This is a genomic window from Rhizobium cauense, assembly GCF_019511525.1.
In the GTDB taxonomy this organism is placed as follows: domain Bacteria; phylum Pseudomonadota; class Alphaproteobacteria; order Rhizobiales; family Rhizobiaceae; genus Rhizobium; species Rhizobium cauense.
The window spans coordinates 211728-232072 of the sequence record NZ_JAEUAT010000009.1; the positions used below are offsets into that span (position 1 = coordinate 211728).

General features: G+C 58.1%; 17 protein-coding genes and 1 pseudogene. 16 read left to right on the forward strand and 2 right to left on the reverse strand.

Features of this window, described 5'->3' with window-relative positions; all coding sequences use genetic code 11:
* Positions 1-12: 12 nt before the first annotated feature.
* The 6 genes from JNB88_RS18730 to JNB88_RS18755 all read left to right on the forward strand — a co-directional run bounded on the left by JNB88_RS18730 (position 13) and on the right by JNB88_RS18755 (position 6734).
* Positions 13-789, forward strand: coding sequence for a DeoR/GlpR family DNA-binding transcription regulator (locus tag JNB88_RS18730; protein ID WP_220356747.1), 777 nt, complete (start codon positions 13-15; stop codon positions 787-789).
* On the forward strand, positions 789-2195 hold the full coding sequence (locus tag JNB88_RS18735) for an FGGY-family carbohydrate kinase (RefSeq protein ID WP_220356748.1): 1407 nt from the start codon (positions 789-791) through the stop codon (positions 2193-2195). Before JNB88_RS18730 ends, JNB88_RS18735 begins: the two co-directional genes overlap by 1 nt.
* Positions 2192-3736 (forward strand): sugar ABC transporter ATP-binding protein, encoded by a 1545-nt coding sequence (locus tag JNB88_RS18740; RefSeq protein ID WP_220356749.1) that lies wholly within the window; start codon positions 2192-2194, stop codon positions 3734-3736. The genes JNB88_RS18735 and JNB88_RS18740 overlap by 4 nt, the downstream gene beginning before the upstream one ends.
* Positions 3737-3767: 31 nt before the next feature.
* Entirely contained in the window at positions 3768-4751 is a 984-nt protein-coding gene (locus JNB88_RS18745; RefSeq protein ID WP_220356750.1) for an ABC transporter permease subunit, read from the forward strand.
* A 65-nt stretch (positions 4752-4816) separates the two neighbouring features.
* Positions 4817-5755 (forward strand): ABC transporter substrate-binding protein, encoded by a 939-nt coding sequence (locus JNB88_RS18750; protein ID WP_220356751.1) that lies wholly within the window; start codon positions 4817-4819, stop codon positions 5753-5755.
* Between the two features lie 79 nt (positions 5756-5834).
* The gene (locus tag JNB88_RS18755; protein ID WP_220356752.1) at positions 5835-6734 is read left to right on the forward strand and encodes a sugar phosphate isomerase/epimerase family protein; all 900 of its coding nucleotides are present in this window, start codon (positions 5835-5837) and stop codon (positions 6732-6734) included.
* A 156-nt stretch (positions 6735-6890) separates the two neighbouring features.
* On the opposite strand, the gene JNB88_RS18760 is transcribed toward JNB88_RS18755, so the two are convergent.
* Positions 6891-8738, reverse strand: a complete 1848-nt coding sequence (locus tag JNB88_RS18760) for an ABC transporter ATP-binding protein (protein ID WP_220356753.1) — start codon at positions 8736-8738, stop codon at positions 6891-6893.
* Between the two features lie 240 nt (positions 8739-8978).
* Between JNB88_RS18760 and JNB88_RS18765 the strand changes: the two are divergent.
* Positions 8979-9344: pseudogene (locus JNB88_RS18765) on the forward strand (aminotransferase class I/II-fold pyridoxal phosphate-dependent enzyme); the annotation flags it as partial.
* Between the two features lie 154 nt (positions 9345-9498).
* Here the strand turns inward: JNB88_RS18765 and JNB88_RS18770 are convergent.
* Positions 9499-10272, reverse strand: a complete 774-nt coding sequence (locus tag JNB88_RS18770) for an SOS response-associated peptidase (protein ID WP_220356754.1) — start codon at positions 10270-10272, stop codon at positions 9499-9501.
* Positions 10273-11087: 815 nt separating this feature from the next.
* On the opposite strand from JNB88_RS18770, the gene JNB88_RS18775 reads away from it, so the two are divergent.
* The 9 genes from JNB88_RS18775 to arsB all read left to right on the forward strand — a co-directional run bounded on the left by JNB88_RS18775 (position 11088) and on the right by arsB (position 20344).
* Positions 11088-11399 (forward strand): type II toxin-antitoxin system HigB family toxin, encoded by a 312-nt coding sequence (locus JNB88_RS18775; RefSeq protein ID WP_220356755.1) that lies wholly within the window; start codon positions 11088-11090, stop codon positions 11397-11399.
* Between the two features lie 17 nt (positions 11400-11416).
* Complete coding sequence (locus tag JNB88_RS18780) at positions 11417-11797, forward strand: helix-turn-helix domain-containing protein (protein WP_220356756.1); 381 nt, start codon at positions 11417-11419, stop codon at positions 11795-11797.
* 545 nt (positions 11798-12342) lie between these two features.
* Entirely contained in the window at positions 12343-13098 is a 756-nt protein-coding gene (locus JNB88_RS18785) for an ImuA family protein (protein ID WP_220356757.1), read from the forward strand.
* A complete protein-coding gene (locus tag JNB88_RS18790; protein WP_220356758.1) occupies positions 13019-14530 on the forward strand; it encodes a Y-family DNA polymerase in 1512 nt (503 codons plus the stop codon). The genes JNB88_RS18785 and JNB88_RS18790 overlap by 80 nt, the downstream gene beginning before the upstream one ends.
* Positions 14527-17787: an error-prone DNA polymerase gene (locus JNB88_RS18795; RefSeq protein ID WP_220356759.1), complete on the forward strand. Its 3261-nt coding sequence runs from the start codon at positions 14527-14529 to the stop codon at positions 17785-17787. The genes JNB88_RS18790 and JNB88_RS18795 overlap by 4 nt, the downstream gene beginning before the upstream one ends.
* Before the next feature lie 164 nt (positions 17788-17951).
* Positions 17952-18305 (forward strand): ArsR/SmtB family transcription factor, encoded by a 354-nt coding sequence (locus tag JNB88_RS18800; protein ID WP_037134952.1) that lies wholly within the window; start codon positions 17952-17954, stop codon positions 18303-18305.
* Complete coding sequence (arsN2, locus tag JNB88_RS18805; protein ID WP_220356760.1) at positions 18299-18742, forward strand: arsenic resistance N-acetyltransferase ArsN2; 444 nt, start codon at positions 18299-18301, stop codon at positions 18740-18742. Before JNB88_RS18800 ends, arsN2 begins: the two co-directional genes overlap by 7 nt.
* Positions 18743-18756: 14 nt before the next feature.
* Complete coding sequence (locus JNB88_RS18810) at positions 18757-19284, forward strand: arsenate reductase ArsC (protein ID WP_220356761.1); 528 nt, start codon at positions 18757-18759, stop codon at positions 19282-19284.
* A 1-nt stretch (position 19285) separates the two neighbouring features.
* The gene (gene arsB, locus JNB88_RS18815) at positions 19286-20344 is read left to right on the forward strand and encodes an ACR3 family arsenite efflux transporter (RefSeq protein WP_220356762.1); all 1059 of its coding nucleotides are present in this window, start codon (positions 19286-19288) and stop codon (positions 20342-20344) included.
* Position 20345: the final 1 nt, after the last annotated feature.

Consider the following 20345-nt stretch of genomic DNA (forward strand, 5'->3'; position numbering starts at 1 on the left):
TGGAGGACTGAGTTGAACGATTCCGATCGCCATCGTCTGATCACGGAGATTCTTCGCGAAAGACCATTCGCGTCCGTCCGTGATTTGCAGAATCGACTTGGTGTTTCGCCGGCGACAATCCGGCGCGACATTGACAAGCTCGATGAGATCGGCGTGGCCCGTAAGGTCTATGGCGGGATTTCCGCCAATGAATCGTCTGCCCCCGGCCGTTTATCTGCGCGGCCATATGACGAAAACAGTCACATCGCCGTTGATGCAAAGCGGGCAATCGCTGAGAAGGCGGCAAGCCTGGTTCGCGACGGGGATTCAATCATCGTGCATGCCGGATCGACGTGCTACCAGCTCGGCTTGCAGTTGGCGCGTCGCAACGTCCGGCTTTACACCAATTCGATGCCGCTCGCGGCCTATCTTGGCGAACACGGTACCTGCAATCTGACGCTGGCGGGCGGCGTGCTCTACCGGGAGCCCGGCATTATTCATGACGCCTCTGCCGGGGCGCCCGACTTCTTTGCGTCGCGATTTTTTCTCGGAACGCAGGGCATTAGCAGCGAAGGGCTTCTGGAGTCGCACCCGCTATTGACCAAGGCGATCGGCGAGCTCAGCACCTGTGCTGATGAGATCGTTCTGCTTGCCGATAGCAGGAAGCTGTCGATCCAACCACGCAATGTTGTCCTTCCGCTTTCGCGGATCGGTACGATCGTCATCGATGATGGCCTCACCGATGCGGGAGCGAAGATGCTCGAGGACGCCGGGATCACCATCATGATCGCGACGGTCGGGGGGCAATGATGACGTCTTCAAAAGCGGTCGCGGTATTTGACCTTGGCAAGACCAACTCAAAGCTGTTCGTCTTTGGTGCTGATGGGTCGATCCTGTCGGAAACCAGGACAAAACCTCGCTGGATCGAGCACGAAAGCATGCGTGTGCTCGATGATGAGGCGTTGTTCGGGTGGATGACGGCGGCGTTGTCAACGGCGGTCGCTGAGCACTCCGTGGGGCACGTCATGTTCTCCGGCCATGGGTGTACGTTTGCGCTGGTCGAGCGCGATCAATTGGTTCACCCGCTCCTGGATTACGAACAGGAGCCTCCCCAGCTGCTCGCCGATCGTATCGACATGCTGGTACCGGCTTTCGACGAGACCTACTCCCCCAGGCTTCCGCTCGGCTTCAACTATGGGCGGCATATGCTTTGGCTGGAGGCGATCAAGCCGGAGGTTTTTAACCGCGCCGATGCCATCCTTCCATATCCACAATTTTGGTCCTGGAAGTTTTCCGGGCAAAAGGCGTCCGAGGTTTCCTACATAGGCTGCCACTCGCATCTATGGGCTCCCTTGCGTGGCGACTTCAGCAGCCTGGTCGACCATCAGGAGTGGCGCGAAAAGATGCCGGCATTCGAGCCGGCAGGGGCCGCAATCGGTAGCTGGGAGGCTTCCCCTGGCGAGGGTAGCAGTGCGTCTGTCGTGGTCCACAATGGTGTCCACGATAGCAATTCGGCGCTCTATTTCTACCGCTCGCTCGGCTTCGATGATTTCACGCTCGTGTCCACCGGAACGTGGGTAATCATCTTCAATTCGGCTTGCCCACTGGAAGCCCTCGACGAGCATCGGGACATGCTGGCCAACGTTACCGTTGACGGTAGGCCCGCACCGACGATCCGTTTCATGGGGGGAAGGGAATACGACGTTGCAAGCGGCGGCTGGAGCAAAGGCATAAGTCTCGACGCGGTCTCACGCGTGATCGCCAAGGGCGTCTTTGCGTTGCCCTCATTTGCGCCTGGAGGCCCGATGCAAGGCCGTGAGGGTCGCTTCGTAGGACCTCTGGTGGATGATGAGGAACGCGCGGCCGCTGCACTCCTCTACGTCGTCATGATGACCAATCTCTCCCTCGACCTCATTCAATCCGCCAATCCGATCGTCATCGACGGTGGTCTCGTCAAGACGGGATTGTTCGCGGGGCTACTCGCTCAACTTCGCCCCTTGCAGCCGATCTTTACAAGCACCACGGCCGAGGGGAGCGCATTCGGAGCTGCGGCACTCGTATTTGACACATTGGGTCAGAAGCCATTCGCAAATGAAACGAAAGAGGCAGCACCGCTGCAGCTTTTCGGGCTCGAGGCGTACTGCGACGCGTGGTGTGCATTGGCGGAAATAGAACAGCCAGAGCTGGCACAGCCGAGGAAGGAGTTTCACGCATGAGTGCGGCAACCCCACAAAACCGCTTACCCGTCCTCGAAATGCGCAACATCAGCAAGACGTTTGCGAGCACAAAGGCTCTCACCAACGTCTCGCTCACGGTCTATCCAGGTGAGGTTCACGCCTTGATGGGCGAGAACGGCGCAGGCAAGTCGACCCTGATGAAGGTTCTTTCTGGAGCCTATACGGCAGACCCTGGCGGAACGGTTCTGGTTGACGGAAAGCCAATCGTTGCCGGAGACCCTGTAAAAGCCAAGGCAAACGGTATCTCCGTTATCTACCAGGAACTCTCGCTCGCGCCCAATCTTACAGTCGCTCAGAACATGTTCCTTGGAGCCGAGCCGTCTCGCTACGGCGTGGTCGACAAGGCTGAAGCCCGCGCTCGGGTCGAACCGATTCTGAAGCAATTGGGCATCTCGTTTGGCCCCTCGCAGCTTGTTGCGACGCTTTCCCTTGGCGAACGCCAGATGGTGGAGATTGCGCGCGCTTTGACGACGAACGCGAAGATCATCGTCATGGACGAGCCGACCACCTCGTTGACATCACGGGAGACCGAACGTCTGTTCGACGTGATCGCCGGCCTGAAGGCACGCGGGATTGCGATCATCTACATCAGCCACCGCATGGAGGAGATCTATGCGCTCGCCGACCGCGTCAGCGTTCTTCGCGATAGCGCCTACGTCGGTACGTTGGAACGCGAGAATCTCTCCGCCGAGAAACTTGTATCGATGATGGTCGGCCGAGATCTTTCTACCTTCTACAAAAAAGAACACCGGGCACCGCAGCAGGCGGCAAAAACAATCCTTTCGGTTCGCGGTTTGGGTGATGGCCGCCGTGTTCATGAATGCTCGTTCGATGTCAAAGCTGGCGAGGTGCTTGGCATTGCTGGCCTTGTCGGATCCGGGCGAACCGAGCTTGCGCGGCTTATCTTCGGCGCGGATCGCAAGACGTCAGGTTCGGTGTCGCTCGAAGGACATGAACTGGCCATCGGTGGGCCACGAGACGCGATGGACGCTGGCATTGCCTACCTGACGGAAGACCGGAAAGGTCTCGGTCTCTTCCTCGATATGACGATCAACGAAAACATCAACATCGGGGTAATCGGCAAGGATGCAGGTCGGGGCGGCGTCCTGAATTTTGCAGCGGCAAAGGAGCGAGCGACCCGCGCAATCAAGTCGCTGTCCATTCGTACGCTGAGCGCAAGCATCAATGTCGGCGCACTGTCTGGCGGCAACCAGCAGAAGGCACTCATTGCGCGCCTGCTTGAGACGAAGCCCAAGGTCATCATTTTCGACGAGCCGACGCGCGGCGTGGACGTCGGTGCCAAGTCTGAAATCTACCGGATCATCGACGAACTCGCACATATGGGGATCGCCATTGTTGTTATCTCCAGCGATCTGCCGGAGATCCTCGGCATTGCAGACCGTGTCCTCGTCATGCGCGAAGGCAAAATAGCTGGCGAGGTCCTGGCGACGCCGGATCAGCCAATAAGCCAGGAAGCCATCATGGCCTACTCCACCGGATCGGCATCAAAGGTTGCCTGAAACGGGAAAGCACTGAAGACGGGACAAGAACATGACTGCGACATCCACGGACCAGACGAACGTCAACAAGGCAAAGTTCAGATCGACGCTAACTGCGCTCGGAATGCTGCCAGTGCTCGTCATCCTGGCCATTGGCTTCCATCTTTTGAGCGGCCGCTTTCTCAGCGTCAACAACCTGTCGATCGTCATGCAACAGGCATCGATCAATACGGTCCTGGCCGCGGGAATGACTTTCGTCATTCTCACCGGTGGTATCGACCTCTCGGTCGGTTCGATCCTTGCGGCGGCAGCGATGGTCGGCGTTATCGTCTCTCTCTGGCCCGATGTCGGTATGCTCGGCATTCCCGCAGCGATCGCTGTCGGCCTCGCCTGTGGGGTTGTCAACGGTACGATCATATCGGCGCTCAAGCTGCCGCCGTTCATTGTCACACTTGGCTCGCTCACGGCAATGCGCGGGATTGCACGCCTTCTTGGCAACGACACCACCGTCTTCAATCCGGACCTGCCGTTCGACTTCATCGGAAACGGTAGTTTCTTCGGTGTGCCGTGGTTGGCGATCATCGCGCTCGCCACGATCCTCGTCTCATGGTTCATCCTGAAGCGCACCGTATTGGGCACCTGGATCTACGCCGTTGGCGGCAATGTCGAGGCCGCGCGGTTGACGGGGATCAAGGTGCCGTTGGTCCTGCTTTTCGTTTACTCGATGTCCGGGCTCCTTGCCGGTTTGGGCGGTGTGATGTCGGCTGCGCGGCTCTATGCTGCCAATGGTCTGCAGCTCGGCCAGTCTTACGAGCTTGATGCGATCGCGGCCGTCATTCTCGGAGGCACCAGCTTCGTTGGTGGCGTCGGATCCATTTGGGGAACGCTCATTGGCGCACTCATTATCGCGGTGCTGTCCAACGGCCTCATCCTCGTCGGTGTCTCGGACATCTGGCAGTACATCATCAAGGGACTTGTCATCATCGTCGCCGTTGCGCTCGACCGCTACCGGCTGAAAGGGCTTAGCCGCACATAAAGTGCAGCTGGAGGAACCGGGGTTACCGGATAACAGGGCGCAGGATGCGCTGAATGGAGGAAAGCATGCGTATGATCTCGAAACTGCTCGCAGCCAGCGCACTCGCGGCATCGATTGCAATGCCAGCTGCCGCGAAGGACCTGGAAAAGATCGGTATTTCCGTTGGTCTGCTCGGTAACCCGTTCTTTGTCGCCACAATCAAGGGTATCGAAGACCGAGCCAAGGAAATCAATCCGAACGTTCAAGTGACCTCGGTCTCGGCCGACTACGACCTCAACAAGCAGGTCTCGCAGATCGACAGCTTCATTGCTGCAGGCGTTGACATCATCATGCTGAACGCGGTCGATGCGAAAGCGATAGCCCCTGCCGTCAAGAAGGCTCAGGCCGCTGGCGTGATCGTCGCCGCATTCGACGTGTCGGCCCCCGGTGCGGATGTCACTGTCATGACCAACAACGTCAAGGCAGGCGAGGAGGCGTGCCAGTACATCGTTGATAAGATCAGCGGCAAGGGCAACGTTATCATCATCAACGGGCCAGCATCCTCGTCCATCCTCGACCGCGTTCAGGGTTGCAAGAACGTCCTCGGCAAGAGCCCTGATATCAAGATCCTTTCGGACGACCAGAATGGCCAGGGTTCCCGTGACGGTGGTCTCGCAGTCATGCAGGGTCTTCTGACCCGTTTCGACAAAATCGATGCGGTCTTTGCGATTAACGACCCGACGGGCATTGGTGCGGAGCTGGCAGCCAAGCAGCTGAACCGCAACGAGTTCTTCATCACTGCTGTTGACGGCGCTCCCGATATCGAAAAGTCGCTCGCCAGCGGTAACTCCATGATCAAGGCGTCGGCCTCTCAGGACCCATATGTCATGGCAGGTGACTCACTCAAGATGGCTGTTGATGTCCTCAACGGAAAGAAGCCTGCTCAAGACACCGTTCTGCTCGATCCAAAGCTGATCACCGCAGACAACGTCAAGGACTATAAGGGCTGGACGGCAGCTCGCTAAAGTCTCCTCCCGAGGGGCCCGCCGTTGCCTTCGTGCGCGGCGGGCCGCATTTTCCGCAGTACATCAGGAATTCGTTGTCATGTCCAAAATCGGCGTCCACTCGTTCGTCTGGAGTGCCGGCTCGTCCAGGGACGAGCTGGAGAGAACCCTCGTGCGATCCCATGAACTCGGCTTCAAGCTTGTCGAGTTTTCTTACCTGGATCCAAACCAGGTCGACGTGAAATGGCTTGCATCTCGTATCCGGGAGTTGGGGCTGGACGTCGCCGTGAGCATGGGCTTGCCTTCAGACGGTGATATTTCGAGCGAGGATCCGGCGGTCGTTTCGCACGGAGAGGCCATTCTGGACCGGGCAGTGGCCCTGGTCCGCGATCTTGGTGGGACAAAGCTTGCGGGCATATTGAGTTCGGCTCATGGAAAGCAGGAGCATGCATTGTCCCGCAAGGGGTGGGACAGAAGCGTCAGTACGCTTTCGAAGGTCGCCGACCGTGCCAAGGCCGCTGGCGTTACTCTCAACCTCGAGATTGTGAACCGCTTTGAGAGCAATATGCTCAATACGGCAGCACAAGGGCTTGCCTACATCAAGGATACCGGGGCTTCGAACGTCTTCCTGCATCTGGATACTTTCCACATGAATATCGAGGAGGCGGATGTCGGCCTCGCCATTCGCAACGCCGCCGACAAGATCGGCTACGTTCATATCGGTGAAAGCCATCGCGGCTATCTCGGTACAGGCAATATCGATTTCGCAGCAATCTTCGATGCCCTCGTTGCAATCGGGTGGAATGACTTTGTAACTTTTGAATCTTTCTCGACGACGATCGTGGACAAGGATCTGTCTTTGAAGACGGCGATCTGGAGAAATCTCTGGGACGATAATATCGCGCTGGCAAAGCATGCGCGCACGTTCATAGAGCTCGGACTGGAAACGGCGCGCCTTAAAGCCGAATTGGTACAAGCCGCTCATCTTCCAACCGGCTGATAGCGCGGCAAGGGTTGGCGCCGCCATCTTGCACCTCAACGGTGGCCCTCGACGCGAGGCCATCCGCGCTGGCGCAATGCAGTCCATCTTGGCAAGTCCGCCTAAGAAAGTCGGCGGATGAACAAGGGCCCGGCAACATACCGGGCCCTTCTGTATCTAAACGCTGCCCTGAACCTGATGTAGGCCGGCATAAACACCACCCGCCTCCATCAGCTCGTCATGCGTGCCATCCTCGACAATGCCATGCTCCGTCAGCACCAATATGCGGTCGGCGTGCCGAACGGTGGACAGGCGATGGGCAATGACCAGCATTGTCCGTCCCTTCGCCAAGTCCAACAACGCCTGTTGGACCGCGCGTTCGCTCTCATTGTCGAGCGCACTGGTGGCTTCATCGAAGATCAGAACGGGCGGATTTTTCAAGAATGCCCGGGCAATGGTCAGTCGTTGTTTCTGCCCGCCGGAGAGCTTAACACCTCGTTGTCCGATATCGGTGTCGTAACCCTGGGGCAGTGCCATGATAAAATCATGCGCATTGGCAGCCCTGGCAGCCGCAACTATCTCATTCCTCGATGCATCGAGCCGACCGTAAAGCAGGTTTTCCCAGACCGTGCCGCTGAACAGATAGACGTCCTGTTGCACAATTCCCACTGCGCGCCGCAACGAGGCCAGTTCAATGCTGCGAACGTCTCTTCCATCGAGTGCGACACGTCCCGCTTCCACATCGTAAAAGCGCGGTACGAGACTGCACAGAGTGCTCTTGCCGACGCCCGACGGCCCGACCAGGGCGACGAACTCGCCCGGACGAATTGTCAGGGAGAGGTTGCTGAACACGATGGGTCCTGCAGCTTCGTATCGGAAGCTCACTGTCTCGAAGCCGATTTCGCCTTTCACCGGCCCAAGAGGTAAAGCACCGGGCCGGTTGGCAATTTCAGGCACCTCCTCCAGCAATTCCATGGCGCGGGTGAAGCCGGTATAGCCCTCCTGCCAGAGCCGGATGAAGTTATCGAGCCGCCGCAGTGGGTCCATCAGAACACCGATCGTCATGAGCACCGTCAGCAGATTGCCCGCCGTGAGATCACCCGCAATAATCCGCAGCGCGCCAATAATGATCACAGCTATTGTGACGAGTTGGTAAAAGCCTTCCATGCCCGACCACAGCATGGCCTCGCTGCGATAGCCGTCCCTTCTGCTTTGCAGGAAGCGTTGGTTTTCAGCGTCGAAGCGGCGCAGTTCGTCCCGGTCATTGCCAAATGATTGGACCACGCGGATACCGCCGAGCGCATCCTCAACGCGCTCATTCACGCCGGCAATTCGCTCCTTGCTGGTGTGTAGCGCCAGCTTCATGCGATTGTTGAAGTAGAGCGCATACGCAATGGCAAACGGGACCATTGCAGCGATTGCCGCTTCGATCAGCGGGTCGATCCAGGCCAGCAATGTCATGGCGCCGGCAAACTTCAGGATGCCAATTGTGGCGTCCTCCGGTCCGTGATGGAAAAGCTCGCCGAGCCAGAGCGAGTCGTTGCTGATACGGCTCATCAGCTGGCCCGTGCGTTGCCTGTCGTAAAAGCTGAAAGAGAGCTTTTGGCAATGCTCGAACAGTTCGCGTCGCACCTGCGCCTCAATGCGCGCTCCCATCACATGGCCTTTATAGTCCACGAAATAGATGGCGATTGCCTGCACCACGAAGGCTGCAAGCATAACGATACCCAAGCTAAATAATTGCGCGAACATATCTGGCGCGCGCATCAAGTCGGGCATGCGCGATATGATGACATTTGTCGTCACCGGGAGGGCAATTGCGGCCGCTGCGATTAGCACGGCAGCGCTCATTACCGAAGCGAATAACGGCAGATGCGGCCTGTAATAGGAGACAAAACGCCGGAACCTGGCGCGCGCTTTGTCCTCTGCAGCTGGATGGGCTGCAGTGCGGAAGACGAAGTTGGGAAGGAAGCGACTAGAGCTATTCGGTGCGCTTTTGGCTTCGTTGGAGGATTTTGAATGCATGAACGATCATGTCCTGTTGCAGACGAAGTGCGGCTTTTCTGGACATGATGGTCTTCATTGTGGATCTCCCTTGGAGTGAGCGCAAAAGTTAGCAGCGTTATTCGCTTCTGCAACCCATCAAGGTAACAAAATCAAAAAAGTGATGATGTTGTCACAGCGCCACCAGCAGCGGACATTCTTGCGTGACTGAAGGACATTTCGGCGGCGTCATATTCCTCGCTCTTGCCGACATTCGAGATCCGCGCCTTCAGCGCCGGATGGACGAGCCGCATCTTGCAATCGGCCGCTGCCTGGCTATTGCGCGATCCATCGACGGACGAGACGCTCGTCCAAGCGCGCGATCTCTACGTCAAGCGCCGTGCGGCGCTTATCGACGCGCTCGCCGAGCGCGGAATTGAGGCGGCCCACGGCGGCGGGCTGTGCGCCTGGATCCCGGTATCGTCGGAGCCATTTGCGCTGGTTACAATGGCGGCAAGGGGCATCGCCGTTCATCCAGGCGCAAAATTCTCGGTCTTACCGAGCAGTCATCTTCGCGTCGCGACCGCCAATCTGACTGATCGCTGCGAGGAAGTCGCCGACGGCATTGCGTTGGCGGCGGTGAACTGACGGAACGCGCGGATAGAGAGCGCCCAAGTCGAGATAACATCTCAGTTGAGACGGAAATTCTCAGGGAGGGAAGCGCTGGCGCATACTTCAGGAGGGCCAGCCGTTAGTGATGACCAATGAACCTTCGACATCCACCATTATGGTCAGATGTCGACTAGAGTACCATCGGGTAGGGAAGCGGCTCGCCGGTCTTGCTGACAATGGTCGAACCGTAGGGCTCGCGCGACGTGATCAAGAGGCTGTCGTTTGGTAATGGCCGCGCCAGCTTTCGGGCTTCCTCCCAAGGCGCGCGCATCCATACTTCGGCCTCTTCACTCGTCTGCAAAAGGACTGGCATCGCCTTCTCGTGCACCGGTCGAACGATGTCATTTGGCTCGGTTGTCAGAATTGCATAGAGATCGTCCACGGTCGAACCGTCCTTGACTTTGCGGACACTTTTCCACTGGGGCACCCATAGGCCGGCGAAGAACATCAACGGTTTTTCGAGGGTTGCCGAGAACCAGGCATTCGGTGTCTTCCCGCCTTCCTCCTTGCTCGAAGGGTCCGGCTCTGCAAAGGTTGTCACAGGCACCAGGCAGCGGTGTTCGATCCCGAACCATCGCCTCCAGTGTGGCAAGCTGAGATTGCGGATGTTCGTGACCCCGCCGTCCGGTTCCATGCGCAGGAGTTCGTCCATGTCGACGGGAAGGCCCTTCATCCGCCGTTTTTCGGCGCGGGATTCGGCCGCTTTCTTCTGCACGTAGATTGGCGAGGGGAGGCCCCATCGGCAGTTCGCGAGCTGCCTCTTGCCGTCGGAGGTGTTTCTGATGACCGGTGCCCATTGATCCGGATTGATTTGATAGGCGGGCATGAGGTTGATCAAGCTTTCGACATCCTGTGCCCATTTGTTGACCCAGTCGCGATCCTCCATCCGGTAGAGATTACACATGCGGTCGTGGCCTCCCCTGGTTCCGGTACAGAACGTCCAATATCCCGGCGGAACATTCAAGCCACCCAATGGAGAGAGTTTTCAGCGGCCGGTTCGGCTGCTGGGCTAATTTGTAAGCGGCGCCGCCCACTTAAATCGATCTTAAAAAAAGAGCTGAAAAAGCTAATCGATTTTAATTTCTTTATTCAAAATTGCATGTTGCGGCGCAGAAAAATTAGGAGTGTTAATCGCCCAGGAAATCCACTGTCTGGAGGCGCTGTATGGTTTTCACATTTCCGCTTAATGACAAGCGCAACGTCGAGGAACTGCTAAAACACCTGGCGGAGCATAAGCTCAATTTTCCGGGAAACTGCGTGGTATCGGTAAAGCCTCACGTCGCCCATGTCTCTTCCATGAATTCGTTCGCTTTAGGAACTGCGCGGACGGCGTGGTAGCCACGAGCGCGGTCTAAACCAATGAAATGGTCTGCTAGAGCGTTGGCGCCAGTAGCGCCGTTTCTACGTCCGTTGGACGCTCCAAGGTGATGCATTTCTCGGCGGTAGTGCGGTTGATCGTTCATCTCGATGAAGAGCGCTTACGGCTTTTTCTGAGGCCTGGCGGCTCGAGCGGCTGCCTTACGGCGCGCCGTCAACTATCTTTAATCTTTGATCTAACACAAAAGTGCTGTCCAGCCTTCCGCACAGACTCTTGGAATCACTGACGGACCTGTTTCATTGGTTGCTATCTTGATCGCTGGGGACGATCCAAAGTTAGTTTCCAGATTGGGAATTTGAACTTGTTTCCAGATTGGGAACGCGCTATATATAGGAGCGAGCGTGAACGTTATCGCGAAGTCCGCTTTGGTCAATTTCTGGAATGGTCTGCCGAAAGGAGTGCCAAGAGAAACCGCTGAAGCGGCGATGACGGAATGGTATGCCACAGCATCAAAGGCAAGCTGGAGCAATTTCAGTGAGCTGAAGAAAACTTTCAATTCGGCCGACATTGTCGCCGGCAACAAGGTGATTTTCGACGTGGGTGGCAATAAATACCGCATTGTGGGGTTGGTCGCGTTTCGGACGAAACGGATTTTCGTTCTGTTTGTCGGGACACATGCCCAGTACGATGCGGTTGACTTGGCAAAACTCTGATGTGAGAGGAAGTCGATATGTTGGATTTGAAAGCTTTCCGAACCCTTCAGAGTGAAGATGAGTATAACGCCGCGTTGAAGGAAGTCCGGCCGTACTTCGAGAATGAACCCGAGGAAGGCTCTGAAGAAGCGGCTCATTTTGATGCGCTTGTCCTTCTGATCGAACAGTATGAAGGCAAAGCCTACCCAATCCCGGCTGCAAGCCCGGTCCAGGTTGTTAAGTCGGTGATGGCTGCTAACAATTACACTCGCGCGGATCTGGTAGCCGTTATTGGCTCCAAATCGCGCGCCGCCGATCTTCTGAATGGCAAGCGGGAAATCAATCTCGAGCAGATTCGAAAGCTCAGCAAGGAATGGAACATTCCGGCTGGCTCGTTGATTGGCGACGTCGCCGCTTAACAGCGGACTCTGTTGCGCCGATCGCCATCCATTAATGCTGCAGACTTTTGGTCACATTGAGATAGGCCTCGCAGGCTCATTGGGCTGGTCAATCATCCGGGCTCGAAGCGAGACAAGGAAAGTAAGCCTTACAGCGGTCGATGCCGTCTGCATTGTTCATCATTGAGCAGCCCACAGTCAGGCGCCGTCTGAGTTGCTGGAAGGGTAGGCTGGCCCCGTACTGCCTGATCACTGTTTTACGATCCAGTTCTATCCGTCGATCGCAGGCGCGGCATTCAAAGCTGATGACCGCGCCCCGAAACTGACGAAGCGTCTGATCATGGCAGGAATTTTTTCTTATCGGCAAGATATCATATGCCCTGTGGATCGACTGTGGTTACCGCCTTGAATTCCCTCAAGGATCGCTCGCTGGTGTCGCTGTGGATGGGCTGTGGGATCAAAATCCACCCGAAATGCGTCCGTTGACTCGAATTACAGAAAGGAACAAACGTAGAACATACTCGCTTTTAGACGAGATGGAACCCTCATTTTGGCGAAGGCTACAGATGGCGCACGCGGGCGCAAACCTTGTGATCACCGAGCTTCGAGAACGCATCTCGCATCTTGAAGGCAACAAAGCGCGGCGAGCCCAGACACTACCATTTGGCGTCCGCGAGATCGATAACCACCTGCCTGGCGGAGGATTGTCCTTCGGAGCCATCCACGAGTTTGCCGGTGGCGGGGCAGGGACCGTCGATGGTGCGGCCGCAGCATTGTTTGCAGCTGGGATTGCTGCGCGAACAAAGGGGAAGGTCATATGGTGCCTGACACGGCCAGACCTGTTTTTTCCTGCGTTGGCACAGGCGGGCCTCCATCCAAACCGGGTCATCTTCGTCGAGGCTGACAGGGAAGAGGACGTCCTTGCTTCCATGGAAGAGGCGCTTTCGTTCGGCGGGCTCGGGGCCGTCGTCGCCGAACTTGTCCGCCTCCCGATGACCGCTTCGCGACGGCTGCAATTGGCCGCCGAAAAATCAGGAACGATTGGCCTCGTCGTTCGACGATGGCGGCGGCAGACCGAGGCGAGCGATTTCGGCCAGCCGACGGCGTCGACGACCCGTTGGAGGGTGAGTGTGATGCCCTCGCAAGAGCTTCCGGTTCCAGGGGTTGGCCGTGCGCGGTGGTTTCTCGAGTTGATGAGAGTGAAAGCGGGCGAGTGCGCAGAGTTTACAGTTGGAGCGTGTGATGCCGCGGGTCGTATCAATCTTTCTACCGAATTTGCCGACCGACCGGATCAGGCGCGCCGATCCGTCCATTCCCGCTGAACAGGCAATCGCCGTCATTGCCCGCAGCGGTTCGAAGCGTTGGGTATCCGCCGTCGACACCGCCGCACGGAAGGCCGGCGTCCATGTTGGCATGCCGGCAGCAAAGGCGCAGGCGCTGTTTCGAGGACTTGTTCTTGTCGATGCCGATGCTGTTGAAGACGCCGCTGCCCTTGAACGCATTACGCTCTGGGCGCTCACGCAATACTCGCCAATCGTTGCTGTCGACGGTCAGGACGGGATCGTGATGGACACAGAGGGTGCCGACCATCTGCAAGGTGGCGAGCATATGATGCTAACCGGCATCGCCAACCGGTTTCGAACAAAGGGCCTCTCTGTCCGGGTGGCAATCGCCGACACGTGGGGTGCATCTCACGCCTGCGTACGGGCCAGCCGACGCGAGACGCTTATTGTTCCGTTCAAGGAAACTGCCCGTTCCGTGGAAGCGCTTCCGATCCATTTGCTGCGGCTTCCAGACACGGTCGTCGTTGATCTTCGAACACTGGGGTTTAGGACCATCGGTGAACTCTCCGCAACGCCACGTGCCCCGCTTACTCTGCGATTTGGCCCTGAAATCGGCCGCCGTCTCGATCAGATGTATGGCCGTCTCGCCGAACCGATTGATCCCGTCAGGGGGCCTGAATTGATCGAGGTCTCGCGCTCGTTTGCCGAGCCGATCGGTGCTGCGGAGACGATCAACAAATATGTTGGTCGGCTTATCGTAAGCCTCATCACCGAACTACAGCGCAAAGGGCTCGGTGTCCGACGGGTCGATCTGATCGTCGAGAAGGTTGATGGGACAAGGCAGGCTATCCGCGCCGGCACAGCCAAGCCCGCCCGCGACGCTGCATGGCTGACAAAGCTCTTCCGCGACCGGACCGAAAAGATCGAGCCTGGTTTTGGGATCGAGAAACTTTCGCTGGTCGCGATCATGACGGAGCCTCTTAAAGAGGAACAGCGGTCGTCATCTCTGGTGGAGGAGGATACGACCGACATCACACCCTTGATCGACATTTTTGGCAACCGTGGGCAGCGCGTCTACCGGCTCGCGCCGATCGCGTCCGACGTTCCCGAACGAAGTGTGCAAAGGGTCGGCGCAGCGGCCGAGGAAACCAACGAGACCTGGGTCTACCATTGGCCGCGTCCCGTCAGACTTCTGCATCGGCCCGACCCGATCGAAGCCATCGCACTTCTTCCCGACAGACCGCCAGTCAGCATCACATGGCGGGGCAGACGCCGCAAGATCGTGCGGGCGGACGGGCCGGAGCGGGTATTCGGCGAATGGTGGAAGCGAGACAGCGAGCTTGAGGCGGTCCGCGACTACTTCGTCGTCGAAGATGAGAGCGGTCAGCGGCTTTGGGTTTTTCGCTCCGGCGATGGGGTCGATCCGGAGACGGGATCACATCGCTGGTACATGCACGGGATATTTGCATGAAATACGCCGAGCTTCAGGTCACCACACATTTCAGCTTTCTTAGAGGGGCGTCTTCGGCAGATGAGCTGTTTGTAGCAGCCAAGGAACTCGGCATAGGAGCGATCGGCGTCGTCGACCGCAACAGCCTTGCAGGTATCGTTCGGGCGCTCGAAGCCTCTCGTTCTACCGGCATCCGCCTTGTTGTCGGTTGCCGGCTGGATCTGCAAGACGGCATGTCAATTCTCGTCTATCCCACAGATCGCGCGGCATACTCGCGACTGACACGCCTGCTGACACTTGGGAAGAGTAGGGGTGGCAAGGCAAAGTGTATCCTGACGATCGAAGACGTTGCACTCTATGCGGATGGGCTGATCGGTATTTTCGTGCCGGACCTTCCAGACGAGACCTGCGCGATCCAGATGAGGAAGATGGCCGATCTCTTCCAGGATAGGGCCTACGTCTCACTCTGCCTGAGGCGGCGTCCGAATGACCAGTTGCGGCTTCACGCGATTTCGCAGATTGCTGCACGCTACAAGGTTCGCACGGTCGTCACCAACGACGTCCTTTTTCACGAGCCCGGGCGGCGACAGCTCCAGGACATCGTCACCTGTATCCGCAACAACACGACAATCGATGACGTTGGCTTCGAGCGCGAGCGGCATGCCGACCGCTATCTGAAACCACCCGAAGAGATGGAGCGCCTCTTTCCGCGCTACCCCGAAGCCCTCGCCCGCACGATGGAGATCGTTGCCCGTTGTCGTTTCAGCCTTGAGGAGCTGACCTATCAGTATCCGGAGGAAGCGATTGTCACAGGCATGGATGCCCAGCAGTCGCTCGAACACTATGTCCGCGAATGCATCCCGATCCGCTATCCCGAAGGTCTGCCGCGAAAGGTGCTTAAGGTCGTCAAGCACGAACTCGACCTCATCCGGTCGATGAAATACGCTCCATATTTCCTGACTGTGTTCAGCATCGTCCGCTTCGCGCGGTCGCAAGGCATTCTCTGCCAGGGCAGGGGATCGGCGGCCAATTCGGCGGTCTGCTACATCCTTGGCATCACCTCGATCGACCCTGACACCAATGACCTGCTCTTCGAACGCTTCATTTCCCAGGAGCGCGATGAGCCGCCTGATATCGACGTCGATTTCGAGCACGAGCGCCGGGAGGAGGTCATTCAGTGGATCTACAAGACCTATGGTCACGACAAGGCAGCCCTCTGCGCGACCGTCACGCGGTATCGGGCAAAAGGCGCGATCCGTGACGTCGGCAAGGCGCTCGGGCTTCCCGAAGATATCATCAAGGCCCTGTCATCGGGCATGTGGTCGTGGTCCGAGGAACTGGTCAGCGATCGCAAGGTTCGCGAGCAAGGCCTCAACCCGGAAGACCGACGGCTTGCGCTAACGCTCAAGCTTGCGCAGCAATTGATGGGGGCGCCACGCCATCTCGGCCAACATCCAGGAGGTTTCGTTCTCACCCACGACAGGCTCGACGACCTCGTTCCTATCGAACCCGCGTCGATGGCCGACCGCCAGGTCATCGAGTGGGACAAGGACGACATAGAGGCGCTCAAATTCATGAAGGTCGACGTTCTGGCACTCGGCATGCTGACCTGCATGTCGAAAGCCTTCGATCTCATCCGCGAGCATAAGGACGAGCACCTGGACCTTGCGGGCATTCCGCAGGAAGACCCCGCCACCTATGCGATGATCCGCAAGGCGGACACGCTTGGCACCTTCCAGATTGAGTCCCGCGCACAGATGGCGATGCTGCCGCGCATGAAGCCGAGGACCTTCTATGACCTGGTAATCCAGGTTGCGATTGTTCGACCCGGTCCAATCCAGGGCGACATGGTCCATCCCTACCTCAGACGGCGCGAAGGGAAGGAGGCTGTCGTGTACCCGACGCCCGAGCTCGAGGCTGTCCTTGGAAAAACTTTGGGTGTTCCGCTCTTTCAGGAGAGCGCGATGAAGGTTGCGATGGTCTGCGCCGGCTTTACCGGCGGCGAGGCCGACCAGCTTCGAAAGTCGATGGCGACCTTTAAATTCACAGGCGGGGTCAGCCGCTTCAAGGACAAGCTGGTCTCCGGGATGATCAAGAACGGGTACTCGGCCGAGTTTGCTGAGAAGACCTTCAGCCAGCTTGAGGGCTTTGGTTCGTATGGCTTCCCGGAATCCCACGCCGCCTCTTTCGCCCTGATCGCCTACGCCAGCAATTTCGTGAAGTGCCATTTCCCCGATGCCTTCTGTGCTGCGCTCCTGAACTCTCAACCAATGGGCTTTTATGCTCCGGCCCAGATTGTGGGCGACGCTCGCGCACACGGCGTCGAGGTCCGGCCCGTTTGCATTAATCAGTCTCGGTGGGACTGCACGCTTGAGCGAATTGGAACGACGGACCGTCACGCCGTGCGCCTCGGCATGCGGTTGGTGAGGGGCTTGGCCGTAGCCGATGCCGCAAGGATCGTCACTGCAAGGATGAATGCGCCGTTTGAATCCGTTGATGATGTCTGGCGACGATCGGACGTACCCACGGAAGCGTTGGTGCAGCTCTCCCAGGCCGATGCATTCCTGCCGGCTCTTGGGCATCAGCGCCGGGATGCCATATGGGCGATAAAGGCGCTTCGCGACGAGCCATTGCCGCTATTTGCTGCAGCTTCTAATCGCGAGGCACGAGCGATCGCAGAACAACAGGAGCCTGAGGTATCGCTTCGGCAGATGACAGATGGACACAACGTCGTCCAGGACTACAGCCATGTCGGGCTGACCTTGAGGGATCATCCGATTTCGTTCCTGAGGAAGGACTTGTGCGAGCGGCGGATCGTAAGCTGCCACGAGGCGATGAATGCTCGCGATGGCCGTTGGCTGATGACGGCGGGACTCGTGCTGGTCCGGCAAAAGCCCGGATCGGCCAAGGGCGTCCTGTTCATGACGATCGAAGACGAAACAGGCCCGGCAAACATCGTGGTTTGGCCAAGCCTGTTTGAGCGCTCTCGGCGCGTCGTTCTCGGGGCGTCCATGATGGCAATCAACGGGCGCATTCAGCGGGAAGGGGATGTCGTGCATCTCGTAGCACAACAGGTTTTCGATCTTTCTGAAGATCTGTCGAGCCTCGCTGACCGTGACACGGAATTCAGGTTGCCGACCGGCCGCGGTGATGAATTTGCGCATGGTTCGCCGGGAGCTATGGATTCTCGCGAGAGGGCAGTGGCGAAGCCTCGAGATATGTTCGTTCCTGACCTTCATATTGATACGCTCAAGTTGAAGAGCAGGAACTTTCACTAGCGAAGGATCTCGCCGGCGACATTGAGCGATCCAATCGCCAATCCTCAAGAACCGGTCGGCACGTTCAGATCCGTGAGGAGGTGGCAGATCAGTCCGGGGTCTCATCATGCCAGCCGGTAGCACACCACGCTTGACACCCGCAACATATCCATTATTCTGGATATATGGAAAATAACACAGCGATAGCAGCCCTTGCGGCCCTGGCACAGAACACTCGGCTTGAGACCTTTCGTTTGCTCGTGAGGCACGAACCGGACGGGATTCCGGCGGGCGAGCTTGCGCGACTGCTCGATGTTCCCCAGAATACCATGTCGGCGCACCTTGCGACACTCTCACGCGCCGGCTTGGTGAAGAGCGAGCGCCAAAGCCGATCGATCATCTACCGGGCTGACCTCGACGGCCTTCGCGACCTGACACTCTTTCTGCTCAAGGACTGTTGTGGCGGTTCGACAGAACTTTGCGAGCCGCTCATCGCGGAACTCACGCCCTGCTGCGCTCCGGGAGCGACGTTATGTTGAGAAGGATCGAGTTGCTCGAGACGCACGGGAACGACATGGAACTCCGTGTGGCGCTCGATGCTGCGGGCCTGCCCACAGATGACGTCAACGACGAAGGGCGCACGTTTTTCAAGGCCGTTTCGGACGACGGGCGGGCCGTCGGGTATTGCGGTATCGAGCGCTGCGCCGGAGACATTCTTTTGCGGTCCGTTGTGGTCCTTCCGGCGTATCGCGGTCACGGACTAGGCCGAATGATCGTTGATGGGACGCTGCGGGGTCTTGATGGCAACGGCGATGTCTATCTCGTTACAACGACCGCAGCGCCGTTCTTTTCGACCATCGGTTTCTCAGTGGTGGCCCGCGCCAACGTACCGGCTGCGGTGCTCGCAACCCGCCAGCTTTCTTCCATCTGCCCATCGTCGGCGACCGTCATGAAGCTCAACAGATCTCTGACCTAACACGGACCACTACCATGACTGACAAGATCTACAACGTGCTCTTCCTGTGCACGGGCAATTCGGCTCGCTCTATCCTCGCCGAATCCATTCTCAACAAGGAGGGAGGCGGGCGCTTCAAGGCGTTCTCCGCCGGCAGCCAGCCGAAGGGCGAGGTGAATCCGCACGCGCTGAAGGAACTGGAGGCGCTCGGCTATCCGTCGATGGGATTTTCATCGAAGAGTTGGGATGCTTTCGTCGAGCCAGGCGCGCCCGAAATGGATTTCATCTTCACCGTTTGCGACAGCGCTGCGGGAGAAGCGTGCCCCGTTTGGATTGGCCATCCGATGACGGCTCACTGGGGCGTCGAGGATCCGGCCGCGGTTGTCGGGACGGAAGTCGAGATACAGCGCGCCTTTGCACAGGCAGCGCGTTTCCTGAAGAACCGCATCACCGCCTTCATCAACCTGCCCATAGCCTCTTTCGAACGCATGGCCATCGAACAGCACGTTCGCCAGATCGGTTCACTCGAAGGCGCGTCGGTCAAATCCGCGAAGGCCAAGTAGGATGTCGACGTTCGAACGATACCTGACCGTTTGGGTCTTTCTCTGCATCGTTGTTGGCATAGCCCTCGGACATATGATGCCCGGTTTGTTCCATGTCATTGGTGCCGCCGAGATTGCCAAGGTCAACATTCCGGTGGCGATTCTGATCTGGCTGATGATCATCCCGATGCTGCTGAAGATCGACTTTCGATCGCTCGCGCAGGTCGGATCGTACTGGCGAGGGATTGGCGTCACGTTGGTCATTAACTGGGCCATCAAGCCGTTTTCCATGGCAATCCTGGGATGGGTGTTCGTCGGCTGGCTCTTCCGGCCCTATCTACCGGCAGACCAGATTGACTCCTATATCGCGGGCCTCATCATTCTTGCTGCGGCACCCTGCACGGCAATGGTCTTTGTCTGGAGCAACCTGACGCGCGGCGAGCCGCTGTTTACCCTCTCTCAGGTCGCGCTGAACGACGCGATCATGGTCGTCGCCTTCGCCCCGATCGTCGGCTTGCTGCTTGGTCTCTCAGCCATCACCGTGCCGTGGGCGACTCTTGCCCTGTCGGTCGCGCTCTATATCGTCGTGCCTGTGATCATCGCCCAGATGCTGCGCGGCCGGCTGACGGGCGATGGAACTACCGGCGCACTCAATAGCCTGCTTGCCAAGCTTCAGCCGATGTCGCTTGTCGCCCTCCTCGCAACCCTTGTCCTGTTGTTCGCATTCCAGGGCGAGCAGATTATTGCGCAGCCGACCATCATCGCCTTGCTGGCTGTGCCAATCCTTATCCAGGTTTATCTGAACTCCGGGCTAGCCTATGTTCTGAACCGCATGGCGGGCGAGCGACATTGCGTCGCCGGGCCGTCCGCACTCATCGGTGCAAGCAACTTCTTCGAGCTCGCGGTTGCGGCCGCCATCAGTCTCTTCGGATTTCAATCAGGTGCCGCGCTGGCGACGGTCGTCGGTGTGCTGATCGAGGTGCCGGTGATGCTGTCTGTCGTCTGGATCGTGAACCGCTCGAAGGGCTGGTACGAGGCATCGCCCGCCGTCTCCCGCAACACGATCACCGAAAGGGCCTGAC

Coding starts and splice junctions, on each gene's coding strand:
- JNB88_RS18770 (WP_220356754.1), bottom strand. CDS start 10,272: ATGTGTAATCTCTACCGGATGGAGGATCGCGACTGGGTCAACAAATGG.
- JNB88_RS18760 (WP_220356753.1), bottom strand. CDS start 8,738: ATGCATTCAAAATCCTCCAACGAAGCCAAAAGCGCACCGAATAGCTCT.
- JNB88_RS18800 (WP_037134952.1), top strand. CDS start 17,952: ATGGAAAATAACACAGCGATAGCAGCCCTTGCGGCCCTGGCACAGAAC.
- JNB88_RS18740 (WP_220356749.1), top strand. CDS start 2,192: ATGAGTGCGGCAACCCCACAAAACCGCTTACCCGTCCTCGAAATGCGC.
- JNB88_RS18750 (WP_220356751.1), top strand. CDS start 4,817: ATGCGTATGATCTCGAAACTGCTCGCAGCCAGCGCACTCGCGGCATCG.
- JNB88_RS18780 (WP_220356756.1), top strand. CDS start 11,417: ATGTTGGATTTGAAAGCTTTCCGAACCCTTCAGAGTGAAGATGAGTAT.
- arsB (WP_220356762.1), top strand. CDS start 19,286: ATGTCGACGTTCGAACGATACCTGACCGTTTGGGTCTTTCTCTGCATC.
- JNB88_RS18785 (WP_220356757.1), top strand. CDS start 12,343: ATGGCGCACGCGGGCGCAAACCTTGTGATCACCGAGCTTCGAGAACGC.
- JNB88_RS18790 (WP_220356758.1), top strand. CDS start 13,019: ATGCCGCGGGTCGTATCAATCTTTCTACCGAATTTGCCGACCGACCGG.
- JNB88_RS18735 (WP_220356748.1), top strand. CDS start 789: ATGACGTCTTCAAAAGCGGTCGCGGTATTTGACCTTGGCAAGACCAAC.
- JNB88_RS18745 (WP_220356750.1), top strand. CDS start 3,768: ATGACTGCGACATCCACGGACCAGACGAACGTCAACAAGGCAAAGTTC.
- JNB88_RS18810 (WP_220356761.1), top strand. CDS start 18,757: ATGACTGACAAGATCTACAACGTGCTCTTCCTGTGCACGGGCAATTCG.
- JNB88_RS18755 (WP_220356752.1), top strand. CDS start 5,835: ATGTCCAAAATCGGCGTCCACTCGTTCGTCTGGAGTGCCGGCTCGTCC.
- JNB88_RS18795 (WP_220356759.1), top strand. CDS start 14,527: ATGAAATACGCCGAGCTTCAGGTCACCACACATTTCAGCTTTCTTAGA.
- arsN2 (WP_220356760.1), top strand. CDS start 18,299: ATGTTGAGAAGGATCGAGTTGCTCGAGACGCACGGGAACGACATGGAA.